The 22529-nt window shown below is 56.3% G+C and carries 18 protein-coding genes; 7 read left to right on the top strand and 11 right to left on the bottom strand.

Annotated elements, in window-relative coordinates; translation table 11 throughout:
• Positions 1 to 5 precede the first annotated feature (5 nt).
• From M5R41_05910 to M5R41_05875, 8 genes are all read right to left on the bottom strand, one after another.
• Complete coding sequence (locus M5R41_05910; protein ID MCZ7555921.1) at positions 6 to 827, bottom strand: undecaprenyl-diphosphate phosphatase; 822 nt, start codon at positions 825 to 827, stop codon at positions 6 to 8.
• Between the two features lie 9 nt (positions 828 to 836).
• Positions 837 to 3035, bottom strand: coding sequence for a bi-domain-containing oxidoreductase (locus M5R41_05905; protein ID MCZ7555920.1), 2199 nt, complete (start codon positions 3033 to 3035; stop codon positions 837 to 839).
• A gap of 364 nt (positions 3036 to 3399) precedes the next feature.
• Positions 3400 to 5217: a T9SS type A sorting domain-containing protein gene (locus M5R41_05900; protein MCZ7555919.1), complete on the bottom strand. Its 1818-nt coding sequence runs from the start codon at positions 5215 to 5217 to the stop codon at positions 3400 to 3402.
• Positions 5214 to 8603 carry a T9SS type A sorting domain-containing protein gene (locus M5R41_05895; protein MCZ7555918.1) on the bottom strand — a complete coding sequence of 1130 codons (3390 nt, stop codon included), beginning with the start codon at positions 8601 to 8603 and terminating at the stop codon, positions 5214 to 5216. Before M5R41_05895 ends, M5R41_05900 begins: the two co-directional genes overlap by 4 nt.
• A 651-nt stretch (positions 8604 to 9254) precedes the next feature.
• Entirely contained in the window at positions 9255 to 9743 is a 489-nt protein-coding gene (locus M5R41_05890; GenBank protein ID MCZ7555917.1) for a hypothetical protein, read from the bottom strand.
• Between the two features lie 7 nt (positions 9744 to 9750).
• Positions 9751 to 10407, bottom strand: a complete 657-nt coding sequence (locus M5R41_05885; GenBank protein MCZ7555916.1) for a zf-HC2 domain-containing protein — start codon at positions 10405 to 10407, stop codon at positions 9751 to 9753.
• Positions 10394 to 10945, bottom strand: coding sequence for a sigma-70 family RNA polymerase sigma factor (locus tag M5R41_05880; protein MCZ7555915.1), 552 nt, complete (start codon positions 10943 to 10945; stop codon positions 10394 to 10396). The genes M5R41_05885 and M5R41_05880 overlap by 14 nt, the downstream gene beginning before the upstream one ends.
• Positions 10946 to 10991: 46 nt before the next feature.
• Positions 10992 to 11315 (bottom strand): EF-hand domain-containing protein, encoded by a 324-nt coding sequence (locus M5R41_05875; GenBank protein ID MCZ7555914.1) that lies wholly within the window; start codon positions 11313 to 11315, stop codon positions 10992 to 10994.
• A gap of 289 nt (positions 11316 to 11604) precedes the next feature.
• Here M5R41_05875 and metG point away from each other — a divergent pair, with 289 nt between their 5' ends.
• The 7 genes from metG (at position 11605) to M5R41_05840 (ending at position 20614) form a co-directional block, all read left to right on the top strand.
• Positions 11605 to 13638 (top strand): methionine--tRNA ligase, encoded by a 2034-nt coding sequence (gene metG / locus M5R41_05870; GenBank protein ID MCZ7555913.1) that lies wholly within the window; start codon positions 11605 to 11607, stop codon positions 13636 to 13638.
• 7 nt (positions 13639 to 13645) lie between these two features.
• Positions 13646 to 14131, top strand: coding sequence for a hypothetical protein (locus M5R41_05865; protein ID MCZ7555912.1), 486 nt, complete (start codon positions 13646 to 13648; stop codon positions 14129 to 14131).
• Positions 14132 to 14381: 250 nt separating this feature from the next.
• Positions 14382 to 16901, top strand: a complete 2520-nt coding sequence (locus tag M5R41_05860) for a sugar phosphate nucleotidyltransferase (GenBank protein MCZ7555911.1) — start codon at positions 14382 to 14384, stop codon at positions 16899 to 16901.
• A gap of 42 nt (positions 16902 to 16943) precedes the next feature.
• Positions 16944 to 17414: a PTS sugar transporter subunit IIA gene (locus M5R41_05855; protein ID MCZ7555910.1), complete on the top strand. Its 471-nt coding sequence runs from the start codon at positions 16944 to 16946 to the stop codon at positions 17412 to 17414.
• 85 nt (positions 17415 to 17499) lie between these two features.
• Positions 17500 to 18753, top strand: coding sequence for a histidine--tRNA ligase (hisS, locus tag M5R41_05850; GenBank protein ID MCZ7555909.1), 1254 nt, complete (start codon positions 17500 to 17502; stop codon positions 18751 to 18753).
• 12 nt (positions 18754 to 18765) lie between these two features.
• Positions 18766 to 19164, top strand: a complete 399-nt coding sequence (locus M5R41_05845; GenBank protein ID MCZ7555908.1) for a hypothetical protein — start codon at positions 18766 to 18768, stop codon at positions 19162 to 19164.
• A gap of 22 nt (positions 19165 to 19186) precedes the next feature.
• Entirely contained in the window at positions 19187 to 20614 is a 1428-nt protein-coding gene (locus tag M5R41_05840) for an insulinase family protein (GenBank protein MCZ7555907.1), read from the top strand.
• A 111-nt stretch (positions 20615 to 20725) separates the two neighbouring features.
• Here the strand turns inward: M5R41_05840 and M5R41_05835 are convergent, their stop codons facing one another.
• The 3 genes from M5R41_05835 to M5R41_05825 form a co-directional block, all read right to left on the bottom strand.
• A complete protein-coding gene (locus M5R41_05835) occupies positions 20726 to 20986 on the bottom strand; it encodes a hypothetical protein (protein ID MCZ7555906.1) in 261 nt (86 codons plus the stop codon).
• Between the two features lie 113 nt (positions 20987 to 21099).
• Positions 21100 to 21513 (bottom strand): Ig-like domain-containing protein, encoded by a 414-nt coding sequence (locus M5R41_05830; protein ID MCZ7555905.1) that lies wholly within the window; start codon positions 21511 to 21513, stop codon positions 21100 to 21102.
• Entirely contained in the window at positions 21503 to 22528 is a 1026-nt protein-coding gene (locus tag M5R41_05825) for a glycosyltransferase family 9 protein (GenBank protein MCZ7555904.1), read from the bottom strand. The genes M5R41_05830 and M5R41_05825 overlap by 11 nt, the downstream gene beginning before the upstream one ends.
• Between the last annotated feature and the right edge of the window lies 1 nt (position 22529).

Below are 22529 nucleotides of genomic sequence, written 5' to 3'. Positions count from 1 at the left end.
TGTTGTTATGGTTGTAGGATCTGTGTCGAAAGCATGACGATGAGCAGTACACCGAGCCCGATCCGGTACAGGATGAACACGGTGGTGCTGTGACTTCGGAGAAAGCGCAACAGGAATTCTATGCTCGCATAGCCGACGATGCCCGAAACGACCGTCGCAACGAGCAAATGTACACCGAAGTCGCCGACTAACAGTTCTCGCAGTTGCCAGAGTTGATACACGCCGCTGAGACTGATAGCGGGGATGCTCAAGAGAAAGGAAAATCGCGCCGCATCCTCGCGCTGCAGGTTCAAAAACAGTCCGGCGGTGATGGTCGTTCCTGATCGGGACGAGCCGGGTATCAACGCCAGTGCCTGCGCGCAGCCGATCAGCATAATATCGAGCGCAGTGAGGTTGGATATGTTTCTCGTCCGTCTGCCGAGAAACTCCGCGAGCGCCAGCAGCAGCGCGAGGAGGATCAAACTGCCGGAAATGACCCAGAGTGAACGGAACTCCGTCTCGATCAAATCCTTGAACAGCAGCCCGAACACGATGATGGGCAGCGTGCCGAGCAGGATGAACCAGGACATTCGCGACTGTGGCTCCCCAAACGGTTTTCGGCTGCGTATCCCGTGCAGGAAGGCGGCCGACAATCTGCGCAGGTCACCGCGAAAATAGAGCAACACGGCAACCAGAGTGCCGATCTGCGTCACGGCTGTGAACGCGGCGCCGGGATCAGGCCAGCCGCACAATGCCGGGACGATACGTAAATGGGCGGTGCTGCTGATGGGGATGAACTCGGTCAGCCCCTGCACGACACCCAATATGATCGCCTGAAACAGATCCATGCTCTCCGCTTACCTCCCGCCGTCCGTGAGCGTCACGGTTTCCCGCGTGCGGAGCGCATCGAGAATGCGGAAGGTAGTGCGTGTCGTGGCGAGCAGGCTCGACAGCGGGATGACTTCGGAACTTTTATTTCGTATTGCCTCCATGAACGCGATCACTTCGTTCCGGTGCCCCTTGTCGCCCGATCCGCGCTTGCGCTCCTGCTTCCCGCCGCGGGCGAGCAACAGCGACTGGAAATTGTCCATGACGGCCGAAGCGTTGCCCGAAGACATCACGATGCGTTCCTTCGGTATGGAGGTATCGCCGTTCGACGCATAGGTGATGATGCCGAGCGCACCGTTGTCCATGCGCATCGTGATATTTACGTTGTCCCAGTTCGTGACGGCTTCGTTCGATGATGCGATGGACTCCGCGGACAGTCGTACCGGTGTCCCGCCGGTGAGGAATTGGATAGTATCAATGAAATGACACACCTCTCCGACGATGCGTCCGCCACCGTCTACGGGGTGCTGTGTCCAGTGATCGGCCGGAAGGAAGCCGGCATTGACGTAGTAGTGGACGATGGCGGGTTCAGCGCCGGTCTTGAAAAAATCACGCATCTCTGTGACGAGGGGAGCGAATCGCCGGTTGAAGCCCACCATGAGATGCAGTTTGCCGTGCAATTCCGGATTTGACGCAAGCAGACGCTCGATGGGTTGCAGTTCCTCTTCATTGAGTGCTAAAGGTTTCTCCACAAAAACGTGCTTGCCGCGGCGCAAGGCTTCAAAGGTGTAGGGTGCATGCTCCCCGTGCCGCGTGGCGATGAACACCGTGCCGATCTGCTCGTCTTCCAGGACTTCGCGCACATCGGTGGACGAGCGCCGGAAGCCGAACTTGTTCCGCATGTCGGCGCTGGTCAGGCCACTGCGGTTGCAGACCATGTCCAGCGTGACGTCGCTCATCTCCCGGAGGTGCGGCAACAGAAAGCCCGAGGCGAAACTGCCGGCGCCGATGAAGCCGACGGTCAGCGAACTCCGTTTCGGGGAAATGACCGGTGGCTGCTCCGGACGCGGTCTGGTGACTGTATCGAGCTCCGTCGGAGGCAGGTCGTCGTAGGTGAGAACGATGCCGACATAGGGCTCCGTCTTCTCGCCTTCGATAAGCGCATAGGCATTGAGGGCTTGCTCCACCGGAAAGCGATGCGTGGTGAGCAGGTCGGTATTCACTGCGCCCTGCCGCGCGAGTTGCAGGTAGGCCTGCATGTTTCTGTTCTCCGTCCAGCGCACGTAGCTGATCGGATAATCGAGGCCTTCTGCCTCGTAGTCCCTGTCGTAACGCCCCGGACCGTAGGAGCGTGAAATGCGAATGTCAATTTCCTTCATGTAATACGGACCACGAGGAATATTCATCGGGGCCGCGCCTACGACAACGACCCGACCTTTTTCCCGGGTAATGCGGCCGCTCAGTTCGATGGGATCGTTGCTGCTGGTCCCCGCCGTGATTATCACTGCGTCGGCCCCGTGCCCGCCGCTGAGGGAGGCCACCACGGACTCGACAGGATCGTCATGGCGATGCAGGGCGGCGTCGGCACCGGAGCGCAAGGCCAGTGCCACGGCGGCGGGATCAAGATCTACGCCGATCACCGTACAGCCATTGGCTTTCAGGAATTGCACGGTAAACTGCCCGAGCAGACCGAGGCCGATGACGACCACTGTTTCGCCGAGTGAGGGAGCCGTCTGCCGCACGCCCTGCAGAGCGATTGCGGCGATGGTGGTGTACGCCGCCGTCTCCATGGAAACCCCGTCGGGAATTTTCGCGACGAGATTTCTCGGTACGGCGATAACATCGCTGTGTACCGCGTATTCGGCGCCCGCGCAGGCGACTGTATCGCCGACTTCTATGTCCTGCACTCCTTCTTCGACGGCCAGCACCACGCCTGCGGTGCTGTAGCCCAGCGCCGCGCTGGAGTCCAGCTTGCTCATGATGCGCTTGTAGGTTTTGGAAAAACCGTTGCGGCGCATCTCGTCTACAACCTTGCGAACCTCCTCTGGCTGACTTTTCGCCCGCTGCAACATCGAGGATTTCCGAGAGTCCACCGAGGTTTTCTCCGTTCCGGCGCTGATGACGGAGAAGTAATTTTTGACGAGAATCATACCCCTGCCGAGCGCCGGGGCAGGGACGTCCGCGACATTCATCGCGCCTGATTTGATATGTTGTGCAATCTGCTTCATTCTCAAAAATTACGGGTCAGGGAGCACTTTTCCTATGTGCGCGAAATGTAAGGCGCAATGCGGAAGCGCGAATCGGCCGAAATTTCTGAAGTTTTCGGAGTACTTGACCGGTGGCTTCTGCATCATGCGGAGGGCCGAACGTGCCGAAACCGCGCGTATCCCGCTGTGCAACTTCAACGGCGTCTCAGACTGCGGGATGCTGAGGGGTTTGCTCACGAAGTGGGGATGAATGTCCTATTTTTGTACTCTGCCGCAAGAGATTGGTGGTTTCGTCCGTACAGTAGTCAAGGATCAGGATAATGCGGATGGCGGGTAGGTGGCTGACTGGTGAATGGGTCTAAAAACCGCCTTCCGTTGTGCAGTGTCACTTCGTCACCATCACTTTCGCCGAGCGCACGCCGTCCGCTCCCGGTATGGCAAGCAGGTACAGACCCGGCGCAAGCCCCTGGATCTGCATGCTCCCATGCGCATTGCGGCCGTTGTACAGCAGTGGCGCCTCGGCCACGCGACGGCCGAGCAGGTCGTACAGTTGCGCCCGGCTTGCCTCCGGCACTGCACCCTCAATCACGAAGCGCAGTTCGTTGCTTGCGGGATTGTTGAGTATACGTAGCGTGCCGGAGACGTTGTCGGGATCCGCCAGCGCCTCCAAGCTCACGGGCTTGTTGTATATTTCGCCGATGAAGACGTCTCTTATCCCGGTGATGACAGACCTGTGCGCAGTGCTGCGTACGGGTAAGGTATCGACTTTAGCGTCGTATCCCATAGTTCCTGTAAACAGCATTCTGCCCGAAGTAGTGGTGATAAGTTTGCGCATGTAAGAAACACGCAAATCCAATACCGGAATGGCGCCGATAGGCGTACCCGAACTCACATCGAAGTCAAGCAGTACACCCCGGTCAGGCATATTCGAAGGTTTGGGTTGCAGAAAGGGGAATTCAGTGGAGCCACTCGTCGCAAGTATTCGCACAGCGTCGCGGTCCTGATCGTAGATGCCCGCGTTGGCGCCATCCCCACCACCTCCGCCGATAAAGGTGACGTGCTCAAAGCGCATGTCGCGCAAAGAGAAAACGGCCACGATTATATTGCTGGCACCCTTCCCCGATGATTCATTCAGGACGGACTGCCACGCGTCCGGTGTGACGGGAAAATCCGGCGAACTCGTCGCGCCCATAAGGACGATGCGATCATCATCTGCAACAATGATGTCCCCTATGCCCTCCGAGTCTGACCCTCCCAGATATGTCGTGTAGACGTTCCGTTTGTCCTCTTTCGAGATAATGGTCAGATATGCGTCCCACCAACCCCGACCGCCATCGGCGAAGGTTTTTTGATACGCGTTCTCAGTCACCGGCAGGTCCGGTGACCATGTCCAGCCGGTGAAGACGATATAGTCCTCCGTTTCCGTCAAAGCACCCTCGGCATTGTCGTAATCTCCGGCACCGCCATGATAGCTGCAAAACGTCAGTACCAACGCTGTGTCGAAGACGGCGATCCAGGCATCCCCGTGATCCGGGCGGCCCAATTTCCGGCTCTGGAACGCATCCGGTGTGACGGGCAAGTCGGTGGATTCGGTCCAACCCGTCATCACAATGTCTCCATTCCTCATCCGTATCACCTTTGCGATTGCATCGAAGGTGTTTCCTCCGAAATACCCCGCGTGCAGCAGCTCAAAACTTTCGAGCGACAACACGGCAAGCCAGACAAAATCATCAGAGCCAGATGGAGGAACAGCTGACCATGCCGTCCCGGTTACGGGGAGGTCTCTCGACGGTGTGTTTACCGCTACCAGCAAGCGATCCTCATCGAGCCTGATAATATCCGCAACGCCATCGAAGCGCATGCCACCTATGTAGCTGCAATAGATCAACTCGCTGCAATCTGCGTTGAACACTGCGATATACCCATCCATCCCGTCCGTGAATTGGGTTTTGATAGCATCCGGCGTTACCGGCAGATCGCGCTCCTCTGTACTACCGGCAATGATTACTTGATCACGTTTCGTGTCATACAGCATTACTTTTACCACTGTAGCATCGCCCTTGCCTCCGAACAGGGTCAATACCTCCCAGTAACGGGTCTGGGCGAGTGCTGTGGAGGAAAATAGAGTGCACACGATCACAAAAATGATCGGGAGGGACGAAGTCACTCTCCGCCCCCATTCTGGTGTTGTCACTGATTTCATCTCGCCACCAGAACTTTCGTGGTACGCACACCTTCTGGCGCCGGCACGGTCAGTATATACATCCCGGGTACAAGTCCCTCTAGTTTCATGCTCCCGTGTGAATTGCGGCCGTTGTACAGCAACGGCGCCTCGGCTACGCGGCGGCCGAGCAAGTCGAAGAGTTGCGCCCGGCTTGCCTCCGGCACTGCTCCTTCTACGACAAAACGCAGTTCATCGCGGGTGGGTTGCGGGTATGTTTGTATGCTCCCGGTTTGGGGCAACACGCGCGAGGCCCACGAGTTCCGCTTCGGCATGGTTTCGGTGCTGTACAGCATGTAACGAGTTAGGTCGAGACGCGGCAGCTCGCCCGGCTGATAGTACCCCCGGGCCATGGATGTCACGATGAAGCAATCCGTGGGAGGATCCCCGTTCGGCAGTTCCAGACCGATATACACCGTCGTATCGCCAGTCCTTGGTGCTATCCGCATCTCGCCGCTGCCCGAGATACTCTGACCGGACACGGCATCCACAAGCTGTGATTCAAAAATTATAGTATCTGGTGCGGTTTGCGACATCGAAAGATCGAGCGCGAATACGGCAACATCCTCGTCCGTCATGTTGAAGACCCGTGTCCGGGTGAGCGAGTCCATGACGGCGCTTGCAAAATTCTTTGTGGCGCCATAATCGTAATGGACTATAGCGATGGTGTCGGCCACTCGTACAACGACGGGTGTACGCCATCGCGCATGCATCAAGTGATCGCCGCCAGCGTCACGAAACATCATCCCGAGCTGCGTAGCGAGGCGGAGCAGTGCCGGGTTGGCGTCGAGATCCTCATTCCGCGTCATCACCACGACGGCAGGGGTGCTGTCGGCTAGCAGTTGCATGCCATAGGAGGAACCTGTGCGGGAGACCACCAACTTCGGATTGCCCGGCTCGTGGAGGAGCAGATGCGGATACGAGGTCGGCTTGCTGCTCAACGCTCCTTCAATACCGCGATACCAGCCGTTGAGACTGTCGTTCTGTTCGTAGGTCGCTGCTGAGAGCAACTTCTCGCCTTTGTTGAATACCCAGTACAGAAGAGATTTCCGGGCATCGGAAGTATCCGTGTAGATGAGTGCGGGATCTCGGTTGACATCGTCATCTTTTTGCATCAATAGTCCAAACGCATCTCGATCATTCGGCGGGTCGGTTTTCGAGAGATCGACTTCTATGCGCGCAATGTGGTTGCGATCGCGCTTGGTATCATGATACTGATATACCACGGAGAGCTTGTCTCCGAGGCGCGAGGCGTTGGGATTGGCGCAGGCGCTCTGATTGTTATCGGAAAGTCTTACTGTTTGATTCGTCGAACTTCGGTGAAGCCAGGTTTCATCCTTCAGATTTAAACGATTCACGAAAGCGAGCAACCAGGCGCTATCTCCGCGCGCCTCGCTGTCCATCAGAATGCAGGGGATGCCACTGCCGGCCTGCGAGCCGGGCACAAGCGCGGGTTCGGACCAGGTCATGCCCGCATTTGTGGATGTGCTTGAGTATATGCCGTCGTCACCGGCGAAGGCAAGCACACCAAACTGCCCCCTGCTCGCTATCACGGGACGGGGTTGCTGCTGGAAGGGGCCCCAGGTTTTTCGGTATTGCTGTTTTACCGACGACAAAGCTGCATCAGCGTACTCCACCCTGGTGAAGTATCCACCCTCGGTTTCCTGCTGCCAAACATAATTCATGCTCCATTTCGAAGGTAGAGCCGGATTGGGATAAAACGTCAACGCCGAGTTATCCATCAGCGTGTCAGAGGCGGCAATGGCATAATTGAGGCAGGCAACATCACGAAGATCGTCAACATCCTTTCCGCTCATGACATAGGTCTTGCCGTCCGCGCGGAACATGGCGAGAGTCAGAGTGTCGTGCAGATGGATTTTCTTCTGCGCCGCGTACTTGGTCGGAGAAACGTCTTCCTCAACAAAATCCCCGTACGTATGCGCGGCGGGGACGAAGCGATCAATTACGAGTCGAGAAATCGGATTAATGTTGCTGGAATCCACGTAGGGTGGGAATTCGATGTACACGTTACGCTGATCTTCATTTTTCAATCTAACTCCCTCATTCGGCTCTGGCCAGGAGAACACGTTGGGTTCGGACCAGAGCGAAAATACGTTCCGGCCTGGTGAGCCATCGTACACATCCTCGGGTTCACCGTACAGTTCTGTGCTTTGCCACGTACGAAAATCCCCGTCGGCATCGTACACCCACCCCTCGATCCATCGGTCAAGCGCACTCGTCCATATCAAAAAACCACAAGTACCCCGTATTTGCCCGTAGGTCGGAGAATTTTTATCCATCTCGTCCACAGCCACCACGCGATCCCAGCCGACGGCCCGTCGATTTTCTACGATAAGGTAGCGACGTGCCGATCGATTCCATCCATCGACATCCGGATGCATGCGAAATGGGATCACAAGAACGTAAGGAGGTCCTCCATTGTAGGGTTCGGAAACCACGGGGAGATAAAAGTTCGTTGTATCGATCGGGGTAATGAGGTTCAGTGTGTCCTTCAACGCATCCGGAACGTAGTAGCGCAGCCAGCCCATCCGGAGTTTGTGCCAGGGATCGAGCATTTCCGGAGTGTAAGCGGCGAGAGGAGAACTGTCACCCATGATCGAAAAATGGCCAACACCAACGCAATATGGCTTGATGTTCTTGTAGTGTAAGTCCTGAGCCCCAAACGCGGCATGGAGAAACTCGTGAAACACCACGCGTGGATAGATGAAGCAAAAGGCGTTTGCATCACCATCGACCCCGTATCGTTCGCTTGAAATGGCATACTGAATCGTGTCTTCCGAATCCCTGAACGTCCCGGCTTTTGAGTACCCGAACGCGTTCAAGCCGGCATAGTAGATGATAACGACATCGATGCTATCCCAGGCAATTACTCGTGCTTCCTTGGCGGCAAGTATTGCGCTGTCGGCAAGTGTGTAGGGACTCTCAAAGTTTGCTTTTATTTTGCCGCTGTCACCTTCAATCATCTTGACTTTTGGTACTGTCAGCCAGTTGACGATCGCGCGCTTCGGATCTCCGCTGCTGTCCGGCGTTACGGTGTTGATCAGGCCGCTCGAAGCGCTCCATGCGCGATACGGTACAACGGTGTGGAGTCCGTAACTGTTGTCCTCGATGTATCTGCGCAGGCTGCCGTACTGGAAAAAGCCCCGGTTACCCCGCGCATAGGTGAGCGGGAAGTCCGACTCCGGATGTTTCACGCTGTCCGTTGGCTGGAAGATGATATCCCAGAACGCTTCGTAGCGGTACTTGTTTTCAATGACGTCGAGAGCGGGCGGCGGCGACAGTCCTACACCTCCACGTGAGTCGATCACGGTATCCTTGTCGGCGAATTGCACACAGAGTATAGCCACGACGGTGGTATCAACCGCTTGTGCGAATAATTGTTGAGTTGGAAGGATTACCCCCCCCCCCGAGAATAATGATGAACAGCGCGATAATGGATTTCATTTCCTCTTTCTCCTAAACACGTGAACAAGCGTGAGGTGTGCGTGTATATGAAGCACGGCGTGATCACGAAATCGGCTGAATTCGAACTTCGATGCCGTTATTTACGAAGAATGTCGGTGAAAGTCAATGTGGGGAGTGAAACGAGAGATTGACCCGCTTCTGTCCGACGATGGGATGCGTATCCATGCGTGGTCGCTGCTTCCGAGAGGCAGTGCGTGGTCATTTCTTGCTGATGAATGTGCGAGAAGCTGAAACGTGATGGGCGAATCTGGAGATCGATCTGAATCGGTCTTGGAAGTGCTGCCCGGCACTCCGTTCGTAAAAGGTCATTTGCGTCGCAGGTGGTCGTTCATCCAACGCTCCGATTGACCCATGACACTGAAGATGAACAGGAATATCCGGGGATGATTGCTGCGATGCGCCACGGTAAGCTACAGGCAATGGGTCCGGACTTGCGCAGTTGTGGTGATGGAGTCAGGCGGTGTCGATCAACAACGGAGCCAGGATGGGCCGGCCCTCGGAGGGAGAGGCACTTTCAGGCCCATGGCATCTCCTCACCGTCCCGGTCGTCCGCCCTTCCGGTAGCGCTGTATGAGCGTGCGCACCTCCTGCATGAAGCGCTGCTCGAAAACGACCATACGTGCGATCTGCTGCATGCTCAGTATGTCGCCGAGGGAGAACAGGTAATCGCGCCGCAGGTTCTGCATTTCGAGACCGCTTTCGTGCAGTTTCAGAATGTGCTCGCGTAGCACTTCGTCGGAGGCTTTCTCCTCGATTTTGCTTTCGAGTGTTTTAAACAGCGTCTTGCGGCGCTCCTGCGCCTGGCGCTCCTTTTCGCGGAAGTCCTTTTCGCGCGTGAGAAGCCGCACCGATTGCTCCTCGTTGAGATCGAGCGCTTCAATGAGCTTCACGCGCCTGAGATCTTCGACTCTGCGGCGCCCCTCTTCGTCGTCCGGGCCGTCCTGCGCCGCGAGTGGCAGCGCGGTGAGAGTGAGCGCCGCGTAGAAAATGATGAGACCGGATAGGGTGATTCTGCGTGACATGATGACCTCAATGCTCCAAAAATGTCTTCGATTGCAGTTCAATGATAATTTGCTCCGCTTCGTCCGAAGTGAGGGAGGAGAGGAGATCCGGCTCGGACGCAAGCCAGGAGTCCGCTGCGGCTATGTGGCTGTCACCGAGAGCGTCTGCGAAAATTTCATCAACCACGTCTGAGTCCAACATCCCGGAGTTCAGTGGAACAGCGGAGAGGCCAGCGTCGCTCCCGGTGCTCACAACGATGTCATCCAGCGTTTCGAAAGGAAACGTGCGCAGGACTTCTTCGCCCAGTGAACGCTCGATGTCGCTGTACAAGGACTGTGAGGAGTTCGGTCCGAGCACCGGCACGCCGAAGAAGTACACACTGAGTGCGCCCACGATCAGCAACGCGACTGCGGGAATGGCTGCCGCGGGCCTCATCAGGAATGATGTTTTTCGCTCTTCACCGTCGAGGCGCTCGTTGAGACGTACGCCGAACGCGGACCAGTCCACGTGCGACGCGCGTGCTTCACGTGACAGGGGACCCGCGAACAGTCCCTGATATCGAGCAAGCTCTGCGGCACAGTCGGGGCAGTGCTCAGTATGAGAACGCACGGCTTCGGCCTCGGAGGCGCTGACGGCGCCGTTGGCGTGATCCGGCAGCAGGGGTTTGATGTTACGACAATGCATGACGCACATGCTCCTCGATTTTCTTCACTGCGTGGTGATAGTTTGCCTTGAGTCCGCCGACGGAGGTTTTCAGTATACCTGCGATTTCCTCGTACGGCAATTCTTCGTAGTACCGGAGCACGAACACTGCCCGTTGTTTTGGCGGAAGGGCCTCGATGGCGTTGTTGACGGCCCGTCGGGCTTCGTCCTGCTCCAGCTTTGTGTGCGCATCAGTCTCGTCGGAACCGATACGCTCATGATTGTCTCCGACCGGCAGAAACGAGCGGAACCATGCGCTGCGCAGGTGATTGAGACTGAGATTCACCGCGATGCGATACAGCCAGGTGAACACCTTCGCCTGCCCCTGAAAACGGTCCAATCCTTTCCACGCCCGTATGAACACGTCTTGTGTGATGTCGAGCGCATCATCGCCGTTGCGGACGATGCCCTGCACCACGTGAAATACGCGCTTTTGGTAGCGACGCACCAGTTCGTTGAATGCGCGTCTGTCGCCGTCGCGGCAGGCCAGAACGAGATCGTCATCGGGGGTATCGTTCATACATCGGAAATTACTGAATCCACGATTGACTTGTACATCCGCGATGCTAACGATCGCTTCCGCCGCGTGAACCATCCTGCCGTCCTTGCCGGGCTTCCATGAATTCGGATTGAGAGAGAGCACCGTTTCCGTCACGATCGAGACGCGTAAATATTTCGTCCGGTGTGCGGTTTCTTGCGGGTATCGCACGAAATTCTTCCCGTGTCAGCACACCATCGCCGTCGCTGTCCAGGCGCCTGAATACTTCTGCAGGATCGCCGCCCCGGCGCGGCCGTAATTCCTCTTCCATGGCTTCGTCAGTGGAGCATGCAATAACGAGAAGCAGGGCACACAGGACCAGAATTGCGGACAACACGCGATGTGTATTCATTACGGGCTCCGGAATATCTCAAAACACACAACTCCGGTAGGACAATGCGCGCCAGTTATAGGTTTAATCCGCTCGAGGCATTCCCGGGCGGCGACACTGCCGCCGCAGATTGATCGCCTCGCGTCGGACACTGTCGGAAGACTTGACGGGAGCCCAGCGGATTCTGTTCGTCCGTTCCTGACTCTTGCCGTTTTGCACCGATTCGCAAAGATGTGTTATACTGCATTGCTTTGCTCGCTACAGCGCTTCGGCACGCTGCATACGGCCACCATTTCTCATGCATACATTCATGAAACGTTTACTCGTCACCTCCGCGCTTCCCTATGCCAACGGTTCCATCCATTTCGGTCACCTTGCCGGTGCGTACCTGCCAGCCGATATGTACGTGCGTTACCATCGGCTCAAAGGCACCGACGTCCTGTACATCTGTGGGTCCGATGAACACGGCGTCAGTATTCTGATTTCCGCGAAGAAAGAGGGGGTTTCGCCTCAGGAAATTATTGACCGCTATCATGAGCTGAACGCGCGGGCGTTTTCGCGCTGCGGTATCAGCTTCGACAACTACTCCCGTACCTCGCTGCCGGTGCATCACGAGACGGCCCGGGAGTGGTTCAGTGACTTGAAGGAGAAGGGCCTCATTCGGCAGAGCTCAGAAATGCAGCTCTTCGATCCCGATGCAGGCATGTTTTTACCCGATCGTTTCGTGACGGGGACCTGCCCTCATTGCGGCTACGACCGCGCCTACGGGGATCAATGCGAGAACTGCAGCAAATACTACGATCAGACCGAGTTGCTCCATCCACGCAGTTTGCTCAGCGATGCGACGCCAGTTGTGCGCGAGTCCACGCACTGGAACTTCCCGCTCGGAGCATTTCAGACGCGACTTGAGCAATACGTCGAATCGCACGCGGGCGACTGGAAGGACAATGTGCTGCAGCAGGTGCGCAGCTGGCTGAAGGCCGGTCTCGGCGATCGTCCCATCACGCGCGATCTCACCTGGGGCGTCAGTGTTCCGGGCGAGGAAGAGCAGGGTAAAGTCATCTACGTCTGGTTCGACGCGGTGCTCGGGTATATCAGCTCGACGAAGGAATGGGCCGTGCGCATGGGGCAGCCCGATGCATGGAAACAGTACTGGCAGGACGAGGAGACGCGCTACGTGGCCTTCATCGGCAAGGACAACATCGTGTTTCACTGCCTGATGTTTCCAGCGATGATCATGGCAAAGGGCGGCCATGTGCTTCCGGACAATGTTCCCGCAAACGAATTTCTGAATCTCGAAGGAAAGAAATTCTCGAAGAGCATGAACTGGTCCATCGAGCTGAACGAGTTTCTGGACACCTGGCCTGCGGATCCTCTCCGTTACACCCTCGCCATGAACATGCCGGAATCGCGGGACAGCGATTTTTACTGGAAGGATTTTCAGGCGCGCAACAACAACGAGCTCGCCGACATCCTTGGAAACTTCGTCAACCGCACACTGCATTTCGCGGACAAATACTTTGAGAACCGCGTTCCGGAGCCGGGCGCCTTGAGCGAGGCTGACAGAGCTTTCCTCTCCGAAATCGACCGCACGGCCGACTCAGTGGCCGAGGCCTTTGAGAAATTCCGCTTCCGCGACGGTGTTACAGCGATGATGAACCTGGCGCGTGCGGCCAACAAATATTTCAACGACCAGGAGCCGTGGAAGACGATCAAGAGCGACCGGTCAGTGTGTGCTACGACGCTCAACTGCTGCCTGCAAGTGATGTACGCGCTGCGCGTGTACATCGAGCCCGTGCTTCCGTTCACCGCCGCGGCGATGCATCGGATCATGCTTCTTGAAGATGTGGTACCCGTACAATGGGATGCCCCGCGTACGCAGAGGCTCCCGGCCGGACATCAACTGGGCGAGAAGAGCATCCTTTTTGAAAAAATCGACGACGCGGCCATTGACGCGGAAACAGCAAAGCTCGGCGTCATGAGCGGTGAGAGCGATGTGCAGTACCCGCCCCTGAAGGAACAGATCAGCATTGACGATGTGATGAAGCTCGATCTGCGGACGGGACGCATCGTCGGGGCTGAAGCGGTGCCCAAGTCCTCCAAGCTCGTGAAGCTGACGGTGGATATCGGAAGCGAGACGCGCCAGATTGTCGCCGGCATAGCGATGCGCTATGCTCCGGAGGACCTGAAAGGAAAGGCCATCGTGATCGTCGCCAATCTGAAGCCCGCGAAGCTGTTCGGCATCGAATCACAGGGCATGCTGCTCGCCGCATCGAACGATTCCGAGGGGCCCATACTCGTGACTCCGGAAACGGACATTGCCAATGGGGCAATAGTGAAGTGACGTCGCCATGCGGAAGCATTTTTTCATAGCGCTGCTATCCTTGTGCTTTCTCTCAGGATGCGACGAGGGCCTGGCACCCGACCCAATCGATACGCAGACGCCCGGACTCGGAGGGACGCTGACCGTCACGTCCCCATGGCCGCCTGCGGACAGTGTTCGGGATCTTCGTATCGTGGCGTTCAGGAATTATCCCCCCGTCGATATTCTTACCGAAGTACTCGGTGGTACGGCTTTGTTCTCGGAGCAATTGGCCTTTGGTACAACGCCGCAATCCTGGCGCATCGTGCTCGACGGTTTGAAAGGTCGCTTTGCGTATATCGTCGCGGCCCAACAATTCGGAGCCAATCTTTTCCAGGACTGGCGCGTGGTGGGGGTGTATACCGCGTCGGGTGACGTCAACACTCCTACTCCTGTTGATCTGGGTTCCGGGCGCTTCGTCGGGGATATCGAGATAAAAGTAGATTTCACAAATTTGCCGCCACAGCCGTTCTGACACATGTTCCGCCGGCCATGACGTCGGAAGAAACCTGCTGTCTTTCGCATTCCGGTTTTTCCCGCTCATGCTGCGGGCTGCGGCATGACCGCCGTCACGCCGATGCTGGTGTTTTTCGCGGAACACATCGCCCGAAAATACACGCGCCGATGTCCGGAAAAATGGGTTACTGCGTGTCCGGTTTGTTTCCCCCCGTCCGGTTTCGTAATTTCGGACAAGACAGGGCCCTACAAACTAACACGACACATCCATGAAAGCTGTGATCATGGCGGGCGGATTCGGGACTCGACTGCGCCCCCTCACCTGCAACATCCCCAAACCCATGGTGCCGATGGCTAACCGACCGATGATGCTGCACATCGTCGATCTGCTCCGCACGCATGGCTTCAACGACATCATTTCGTTGCTGTACTATCATCCCGCCGTGATAAAGAACTTCTTTGGAGAAGGAAGTGACTTCGGTATAACCATGCAGTACATGCAGGCCGAAGCGGATTTCGGAACCGCCGGCAGCGTACGGAACGCGCTGGAAAAAATCGGCAAAGATCGCATCATCATCATCAGCGGCGACGTCCTCACCGATTTCGATCTTACGGCGGCAATACGCTTTCATGAAGAAAAAGGAGCGGATGCCACTCTGGTCCTGACGCGTGTTCCGAATCCATTGCAATTCGGTGTCGTCATCGTGGACGAGCAGGGAAATATCACCCGCTTCCTTGAAAAACCGAGTTGGGGAGAAGTGTTCAGCGATACGATCAACACCGGCATCTATATCCTCGAAAATCACATCCTCGATATGATCCCGTATAAGGAGGATTTCGATTTCAGCAAGAACCTCTTTCCGCAGATGATGCTCGAGGGGAAGAAGTTGTGCGGATACATTGCCGAAGGGTATTGGCGCGATGTGGGGACGCTGGACGAGTATCATGAAGCATCCATGGATTCCCTTTCCGGCCGGGTGACTGTCAATATCGATGGCACACGCAACGGGAATGTATGGGTGGGCGAGGGTAGTACCGTTCCCGCAGACACCGCACACTGGAGCGGCAGCGTTGTGATCGGACGTGGAGCCCGTGTTGCCGATTCTGCGAGAATCATCAATTCCGTCATCGGCAATAATGTGACGGTGCACGACGGAGCTGTCATTCTGAACTCCATCATCTGGGATGGCTGCATCATCGAGGATTCGGTACAAGTTTCGAATTCCGTGGTGGGTTTTCACAGCACGTTGAACGCCGGCGTCACGGTGTCGGATAATGTGTTCATCAGTGATCGCTGTAACATCGGCCAAGGTGCCACATTACTGTCCAACATCAAGCTCTGGCCGGAGAAAATCGTGCAGGACGGAGCTGTGCTGACCAAGAGCCTGGTCTGGGAAGACAAGTGGCTTCGCGAACTGTTCACCGACGCAAGGATCACCGGCAGCGCCAACATCGAGATGAATCCGGAATTCGGAGCCAAACTCGGAGCCTCCATCGGCGCCATGCTTGGCGACGGCACGCAGATTCTCGCCAGCCGCGATCCGGACAATGCTTCACGCATGATGAAGCGCGCCATCGCGTGCGGGCTGATGTCGTCCGGCGTCAATGTGCATGACATGCAAAGCACCTCCATACCCATGATGCGACAGATCCTCCGCAGCGGACGCTATGCGGCTGGTTTTCATGTCAGGAAATCGCCTTTCGATAAGAAATCGATGGACATCATCCTCTTCGACGCAGACGGACAGGACCTTGCGTCCAAGCGCAGCAAAGCCATCGAGCGGCAGTTCTTTTCGGAGGACTTCAAACGTGCAGGGTATGACAGCATCGGTTCACTGTATTTCCCGGAACGCACAACGGAGACCTACCGCGAACGCTTTCTCTCCGAGATTGACCATGCACTCATCGCCAGCAAGAGCTTCAGCGTCGTGATTGATTACAGCTACGGTATCACCTCATCGATCTTCCCGAATATCCTCTCCAAGCTTGGCGCACAGGTGATTTCTCTCAATGCCTATATCGACCGCACGCGTCTGACCCGGAACAAGGAGGAATTCAACGCCGCCTGCACGAACGTCTCGAATATCGTGCGTTCGCTCTCCTGCGACATCGGGGTATTGCTTGACGCTGGTGGAGAGAAGGTGTTCGCGGCCGACGAGAGAGGGAATTTCATCCCCGAGGAACGACTGATGTCCATCGTGACGAAATTCTACCTCGAAAGTCGCCGTCAGCTGGGCACCCCTCTGAAGAAAATTGCCTGTCCGGTCGCCGCCAGCGGCGAAATGGACGTTATCGCGGCTGAATACGGTGTGGAACTCATCCGGACACCGAATACGCACGGCGGCATGATGAATGCAGTTTTGAAGGATCCGGAAATCGGATATGTTGCGGGCACGAAGGGCGGTTTCATTTTCCCGGAATTTCTTTTCGCGACGGACGCCATGTTCAGTGTCGCGAAAATCCTCGAGATGATGGCGGTCACCGGGAAACGTCTTGGCGACATCGACGCGGACATCCCCCGCTATCATCGCATCGACCTTGTTGTTCCGTGCCGTTGGCAGGACAAGGGGAAGGTCATGCGCTACGCGATGCACGAATCGGAGGCACATCGACGCGAACTCATTGACGGGATAAAAATTCTCTTCGACGGTGCTGCGTGGGTGCTGCTTTTACCCAGCAAGGAACATGAGGAGTTCTACATCTTCGTCGAGGCGGAGGCGCGTGACCGCGCGGAGGCTCTTGCGCGCGACTATGAGGAGAAAGTTGTTCGATGGCGGGATAATCCGTAATTTACGGGCTATGGAACCTCATTCGTTCAATCAGAAATGACAATGAAAATCACCAGCATTCTTACCGAAGATCTGATCAAGGTCAACATTCCCGGCGACACCAAGGAAGATGTGATCAATGCGATCATTGATCTTGCCGCGAAATCCCAGAAAATCAAGGACCTTGAGAAGGTTCGCCAGGCGATTTTCGAACGCGAAAAAATCATGTCCACAGGTGTCGGCAAAGGATTTGCCATCCCTCATGGTAAAACCGATGCAGTAACGGACATCGTCGCCGCCTTTGGCGTGACGGAAAAAGCAATCGACTATCAGTCACTCGATCATGAGCCCGTTCGTCTCCTCTTCCTGCTCATCGGCAAGGATAGTCTTGTGGGCGCGCATATCAAGCTGCTCAGCCGAATCTCCCGACTCATGAACAAGGAAGAGTTACGCTCGAAGTTGTTGCAGGCCGGCAGTTCCGCAGAGATCCTCACCGTCCTCAAGGACGAGGAAATGAATTATCTCGACGTGTAATCCGGCTACGGCCACCCATGGATTCAGGAAAAGGCATGCATCAAGCGTGCCTTTTTCGTCCCAACCAGAGAAACAGATCATGGCTATGTACAAAAATGTCAAGGGCACACGCGATCTCCTTCCTGCTGACACCGTCGCATGGAATTTCGTCGAGCAGGTTATTCGGGATGTAATGGCGAAATACTGCTATGGTGAAATTCGGACACCGGTGTTCGAGGATACCGCGGTGTTTACGCGTGGTATCGGCGAAGAAACCGATATTGTCGGAAAGGAGATGTACACCTTTCTCGATAAGGGCGGCAGCAGTCTGACGCTGCGGCCGGAAATGACCGCTCCCGTCATCCGGGCGTTTATCCAGCATAACATGGGAGAGCAATCCGCGCTGAATCGCCTGTACTATATCGGGCCGATGTTTCGGCAGGAGCGTCCGCAGGCTGGTAGATTCAGGCAGTTCCATCAGTTCGGTTTCGAGTGTATAGGGCTGCCTTCACCTGTGTGTGACGCGGAAATCATTGCGATGGCTGCGGAAATCTACCGACGTCTCGGAATAGGTTATACCCTGAAGCTGAATTCCGTTGGTGACGCCTCTTGCCGGCCGCAATATCGCGAGGCACTGCAGGCGTACCTCCGAGGCGTCTACGACCGCCTGACGCCCGAAAGTCAGCGGCGTACCGAGAGCAATCCGATGCGCGTGCTCGATTCCAAAGACGAAGGTGATCGCGAAGCCACCGCGGACGCACCGGTGATTCTCGACTACCTGTCGCCGGAATGCCAGGAACATTTCGAAGCGGTCACCGCACTCCTCACAAAACTCGGTATCGCGTATACCATTGACCCACGCCTCGTGCGCGGACTTGACTATTACACCCGCACCGCGTTTGAATTTGTCAGCTCCGATCTTGGCTCCCAGGATGCGCTCGGCGGGGGAGGGCGCTACGATGCGCTCGTGGAGCAACTCGGCGGCAAGCCGACGCCCTCCGTGGGTTTCGCATCAGGAATTGAACGACTCCTGATGGTGATGGAAAAAATGGCGTTTCCGTTTCCGGCACCGCAACCGGATGTGTACATCGTTGCCCTGGACAACGAAAGCCGGTCGTGGGCGTTCGAAACCGCGGTGACGCTGCGTTCGTTGAATCTCGCTGTGGATCTCGACTACGCCGCACGGAGCATGAAAGCCCAGATGCGCGAGGCGAATCGGGGCGGCGCCCGGTCGGTCCTTATCGTTGGTGAAGCCGAGCTGGCCCGCAAAACCGCCGTGCTCAAAAATATGGCCGACGGTTCACAGACAGATCTACCGTTTGACCAAATTACCACCCATTTCACCGGCTCTTCCCATTGAGTTGGAGGCTCTATGTTTCCGCGAATTGACAAAGGTCCGATTGAGTATTCCCTGGAAATTGGAGCGGCTTGGAATGTTCCTGCAAAGCGGGAGTGCCTCCGATTCCAGTTCAGAACCACCGAGGATTTCCATCATTTTCAATACCACATCGCTATTGACCACAAGCAGAAGCGAAACACGATGGAGATCACCCTCAAAGGACTGAAAACCGGCGATTTGACGCTTCCCGCGACGGGAAAAGCGGAAGGGACGGTGGACTTCTTCGATCTTGACGGCGAATACGATGTCGTGATCGTCAAGCCGGGAAATGTCAGGAATGCGTTCCGTATCGCAGCCCGGAACAACAAGGCCACGCTGTTGGCGGATGTATCGCAGACGGATCCATTCCTCACCATCGAAATTCATGAGTAGTATCATATCTCACGCATACAGAATGCAACGCTTTATCTTGCTCTCTCTCGGTGTTGTGCTGCAACTGGCGGCAATGCAGCCGCTCTGCGCACAAAGCCGTTCCGCAATTCCGGCCGCAAAAGGCGAGGTGGTGACTCCCGTGCCCGCCGTGGCATCGGACAGTTTACCCAACGGACTGCGATATTTTCTCACCAGGGTAAATGATGTTCCCATCGCGGAAATCAGCATTATTGTTGATGCCGGTCTTTCCTGCGAACACAGCGGTGAATCGGGACTCGCTTTCGTGACGTCACAACTGCTGCTCGCAGGGAGCGAGAAACGAACAAGACAGATGATGGACGATTTCCTGCACGAGCAGGCGACAGTGCTTCTGCCGTACACGCATTACGATTACTCTCAGTTGTATGTGAAGACGCTGAACAGGAATTTCTCCACCTCGATGGATGTCGCCGCCGACGCGCTCATCAATCCCACCTTCAACGCGCAGGAGCTGGCGGTTCTGAAAACGGAGTCCCGTACGAGACTCCCGGATCAGACGCTTGGTGCGGGGAGCAAAGCAACCAAAGAGTTGATCGGCATGCTCTGCGGAGAGGCGAGTGTGCTCGGCAGAAGACTGCAACCCATGCAATCGGAGATCGATCCGATAACGGTGCAGCAGGTCCGGGAATTTCATCAGCGCTGCTACACACCGGAACGCACGACGGTGGTGGTGACAGGTGACCTTGATCCGGCGTTTGTACGCACCGTCCTGACGGAACGCTTCGGCGGATGGAAGCGAGGCGCAACACCGCGAGGCACAATCACCCCGATCACGAAAGCCGCTTCCCGCAATATCATCCTCGACGACACCAGCACCGTGCACAATCTCGCGTACTTTCGCCTCGGCGTAACGGCAATACCGCAGTCGGACCGCCGTTTCCCCGCGCTGGTCGTGCTGAATCGCATTCTCGGTGAGGGAAACGATTCCCGTCTCCGCTCCGCGCTGTGGGGCAGACATGTGGTGTCCCCATCTTTCATTTCGAATATCGGCGTCGCCCGGGAATGCTCGTATCTCATCATCTCAGGATCGACCTCGCCAGTGCTCGCCGACAGTGTGATCATTCTCGTGAAAAACGAATTGCAGGCACTGGCCACCGATGGCATAACAGTGGAAGAACTCAATCGTGTACGGGAAGAATTGCTTCGCGACAGTCCGCTGATGTTTGCCTCGAACCGCAATCTTCAGAGCCTTCTCAAGGAAGCTGCGGTATACGGCAGCCCGGTACAAGAGGTGTTTTCCTTCGCCGACCGTCTGCGCGAGATGAGACCGGAGGATGTAAACGGTCTGGCGCGTGAATTATTCGATGCTTCCCGACTCTGTATCGTCGTGCTTGGAAATGCCTTCACCCTGAGGAAACCTCTCTCCAGCGTCCTCGGATCAGTTCCGGTCAAGCGCGCCCAGATCGAATAACAGCGTTTCAGTATTCGTCAAGCGAAAAAGCGCATTCCCTCGACAGGGAATGCGCTTTTTCCATTTCCGGGACCAGTCGCTGTTGCCGGCAGTGCGCCGGTGACTCTTGTGCTATCGCAAGCGCAGCGTAAAATTATCCGCCATCTCGTCTATCTCTACCCGCAGCAGCACGTTGTCACTGCGAAAGAGCCAGTCTCCAATTTCCGGAACTCCGTGCAAGTCTTCCTGTCCTTCCGCGTCCTGCAGTGCACGGAGCCATTGATACGCCTCAGGAGAAACGACGAGCACGCACGGCTCGATTCCGTGCCTGCGGATGAACTCCTCGACATGGTCGTGCAGCGTGTGGATAATATCGTAATCTTCGTGTCGCATGGTTTACCGATTCTCGTTGTCGCTGCGTCCCGGAATCAACAGACGCATAACAAGATAAACAACGAAACTGGAGGAAAGGTTACAGCGGGCGCAGGGTACATCGGCATACCCCGTTATAAATGGTCTGAAGAGGCCTCGCGAAGACTGTCCCCCCGTGAGACGAACACCGCTATCGAGTCCCATGCCTCACCAACATCACGCACGACGAGTCGTGTTGCTATGCTATGCCATCCTTTCTCATAGCCCAATGTATTCCAATCGAAGGAAAAAAAAGGAAAATAATCGGAATACACATGTTCACCGTCGATACGAAATTCCACATGGCTGTTGCACCCGCATTTGACCATGACTTCGGTGGTGATCCGCACAACGCTATCGGTAACGAGCGCGCTGTCTGCGGGCTGGGTGATGCTGATTCGCGGCGGCTCGTCGGGCGTGACTGCGTCGTCGCAGGCGATAATGAGCACGGCGAGCAGGAAGAGGATCGGAGCAAGTACACGGCGGAGGAGTACAGAATCAACATTCATCGCGTTTATCCATCATGTGAAGGTATGCCTGATACACACTATCCACGCCCAGGTCGCGCATACAGATGTTGCCAATGTCGCAGATTGTTTTGTTGCATGCAAGGCATTCCAGCCCCTCCAGACGTATCCACCTGCTGTGCCGACCTACGGGACCTTGCAGCAGGGGGTTTGTCGGACCGAATATCCCGAGAGTCGGTGTGCCGATCGCGGCGGATATATGCATGGGGCCGGAGTCGTTGCTGATCGTCGCATCGCAGCAGGCAAAGAGGGCGGCAAGCTGTTTGAGCGTTGTCGGAGGCGGAATGGTAGCTTCCCTGTGCATGGAGGAGGCAATGTGTTCGACATCCGGCATCTCTCCCGGACCGTGCATGAGGAGGATGTTCGCGTCGAGCGTATCGATGAGGATGTCGGCGAGGTCGGCGAAATGGTTCAGGCCCCATCGTTTGCTCTCCCATGTCCCACTGGAATTCAGCGCAATCACGGGTCCGGAGCGTGTTCTCCTATTCTTGATGTAACCGGCTGCCCATGATTGAACCTCGTCGGGAATACGCAGTACCAGGTTGCTCTCCGGGGTGGGAATATCCAACGCACGAAGCGCGTCGAGATTGAACTGCGTGTTGTGCACCCTGTCAGCTCTGCTTTCCACATGCACGTTATACGCCCATGCTCTGCCCCGGAAGGGATACCCAACGCGTACGGGAGCCCGTGTAGCGAAGGTAAGCTGCGCGGAACGGGGATTGCAGAACAGGTCAAAGACGAGATCGTAGCGGGCGTGATAGAGGCGGGAGAACAGACGGAGGCTGCTGTCCTTCTTCGGAGAAAACACGATGGCGTCGTCGATGTACGGATTCTCTGTAATGATATCCTGAGCGGGCCGTTCCGTTACAAAATCAATGCGCGCGTCCGGAAACGCGCGCCTGAGATTGGGAGTGACGATGGTGGAAAGCAATACGTCGCCGATCGCCCGCAGCTTGATCACGAGAATGGAGCGAATGTGTCGCCCGCCGATGTTCACG

The sequence above is a fragment of the Bacteroidia bacterium genome (assembly GCA_027493955.1).
Taxonomy (GTDB): domain Bacteria; phylum Bacteroidota; class Ignavibacteria; order SZUA-365; family SZUA-365; genus JAOSJT01.
Note: the sequence above shows the minus strand (reverse complement) of the source record. Positions and strands in the feature narration are given on the sequence as shown.

Coding starts and splice junctions, on each gene's coding strand:
- M5R41_05910 (MCZ7555921.1), bottom strand. CDS start 827: ATGGATCTGTTTCAGGCGATCATATTGGGTGTCGTGCAGGGGCTGACC.
- M5R41_05905 (MCZ7555920.1), bottom strand. CDS start 3,035: ATGAAGCAGATTGCACAACATATCAAATCAGGCGCGATGAATGTCGCG.
- M5R41_05900 (MCZ7555919.1), bottom strand. CDS start 5,217: ATGAAATCAGTGACAACACCAGAATGGGGGCGGAGAGTGACTTCGTCC.
- M5R41_05890 (MCZ7555917.1), bottom strand. CDS start 9,743: ATGTCACGCAGAATCACCCTATCCGGTCTCATCATTTTCTACGCGGCG.
- M5R41_05885 (MCZ7555916.1), bottom strand. CDS start 10,407: ATGCATTGTCGTAACATCAAACCCCTGCTGCCGGATCACGCCAACGGC.
- M5R41_05880 (MCZ7555915.1), bottom strand. CDS start 10,945: ATGAACGATACCCCCGATGACGATCTCGTTCTGGCCTGCCGCGACGGC.
- M5R41_05875 (MCZ7555914.1), bottom strand. CDS start 11,315: ATGAATACACATCGCGTGTTGTCCGCAATTCTGGTCCTGTGTGCCCTG.
- metG (MCZ7555913.1), top strand. CDS start 11,605: ATGAAACGTTTACTCGTCACCTCCGCGCTTCCCTATGCCAACGGTTCC.
- M5R41_05865 (MCZ7555912.1), top strand. CDS start 13,646: ATGCGGAAGCATTTTTTCATAGCGCTGCTATCCTTGTGCTTTCTCTCA.
- M5R41_05860 (MCZ7555911.1), top strand. CDS start 14,382: ATGAAAGCTGTGATCATGGCGGGCGGATTCGGGACTCGACTGCGCCCC.
- M5R41_05855 (MCZ7555910.1), top strand. CDS start 16,944: ATGAAAATCACCAGCATTCTTACCGAAGATCTGATCAAGGTCAACATT.
- hisS (MCZ7555909.1), top strand. CDS start 17,500: ATGTACAAAAATGTCAAGGGCACACGCGATCTCCTTCCTGCTGACACC.
- M5R41_05845 (MCZ7555908.1), top strand. CDS start 18,766: ATGTTTCCGCGAATTGACAAAGGTCCGATTGAGTATTCCCTGGAAATT.
- M5R41_05840 (MCZ7555907.1), top strand. CDS start 19,187: ATGCAACGCTTTATCTTGCTCTCTCTCGGTGTTGTGCTGCAACTGGCG.
- M5R41_05835 (MCZ7555906.1), bottom strand. CDS start 20,986: ATGCGACACGAAGATTACGATATTATCCACACGCTGCACGACCATGTC.
- M5R41_05830 (MCZ7555905.1), bottom strand. CDS start 21,513: ATGAATGTTGATTCTGTACTCCTCCGCCGTGTACTTGCTCCGATCCTC.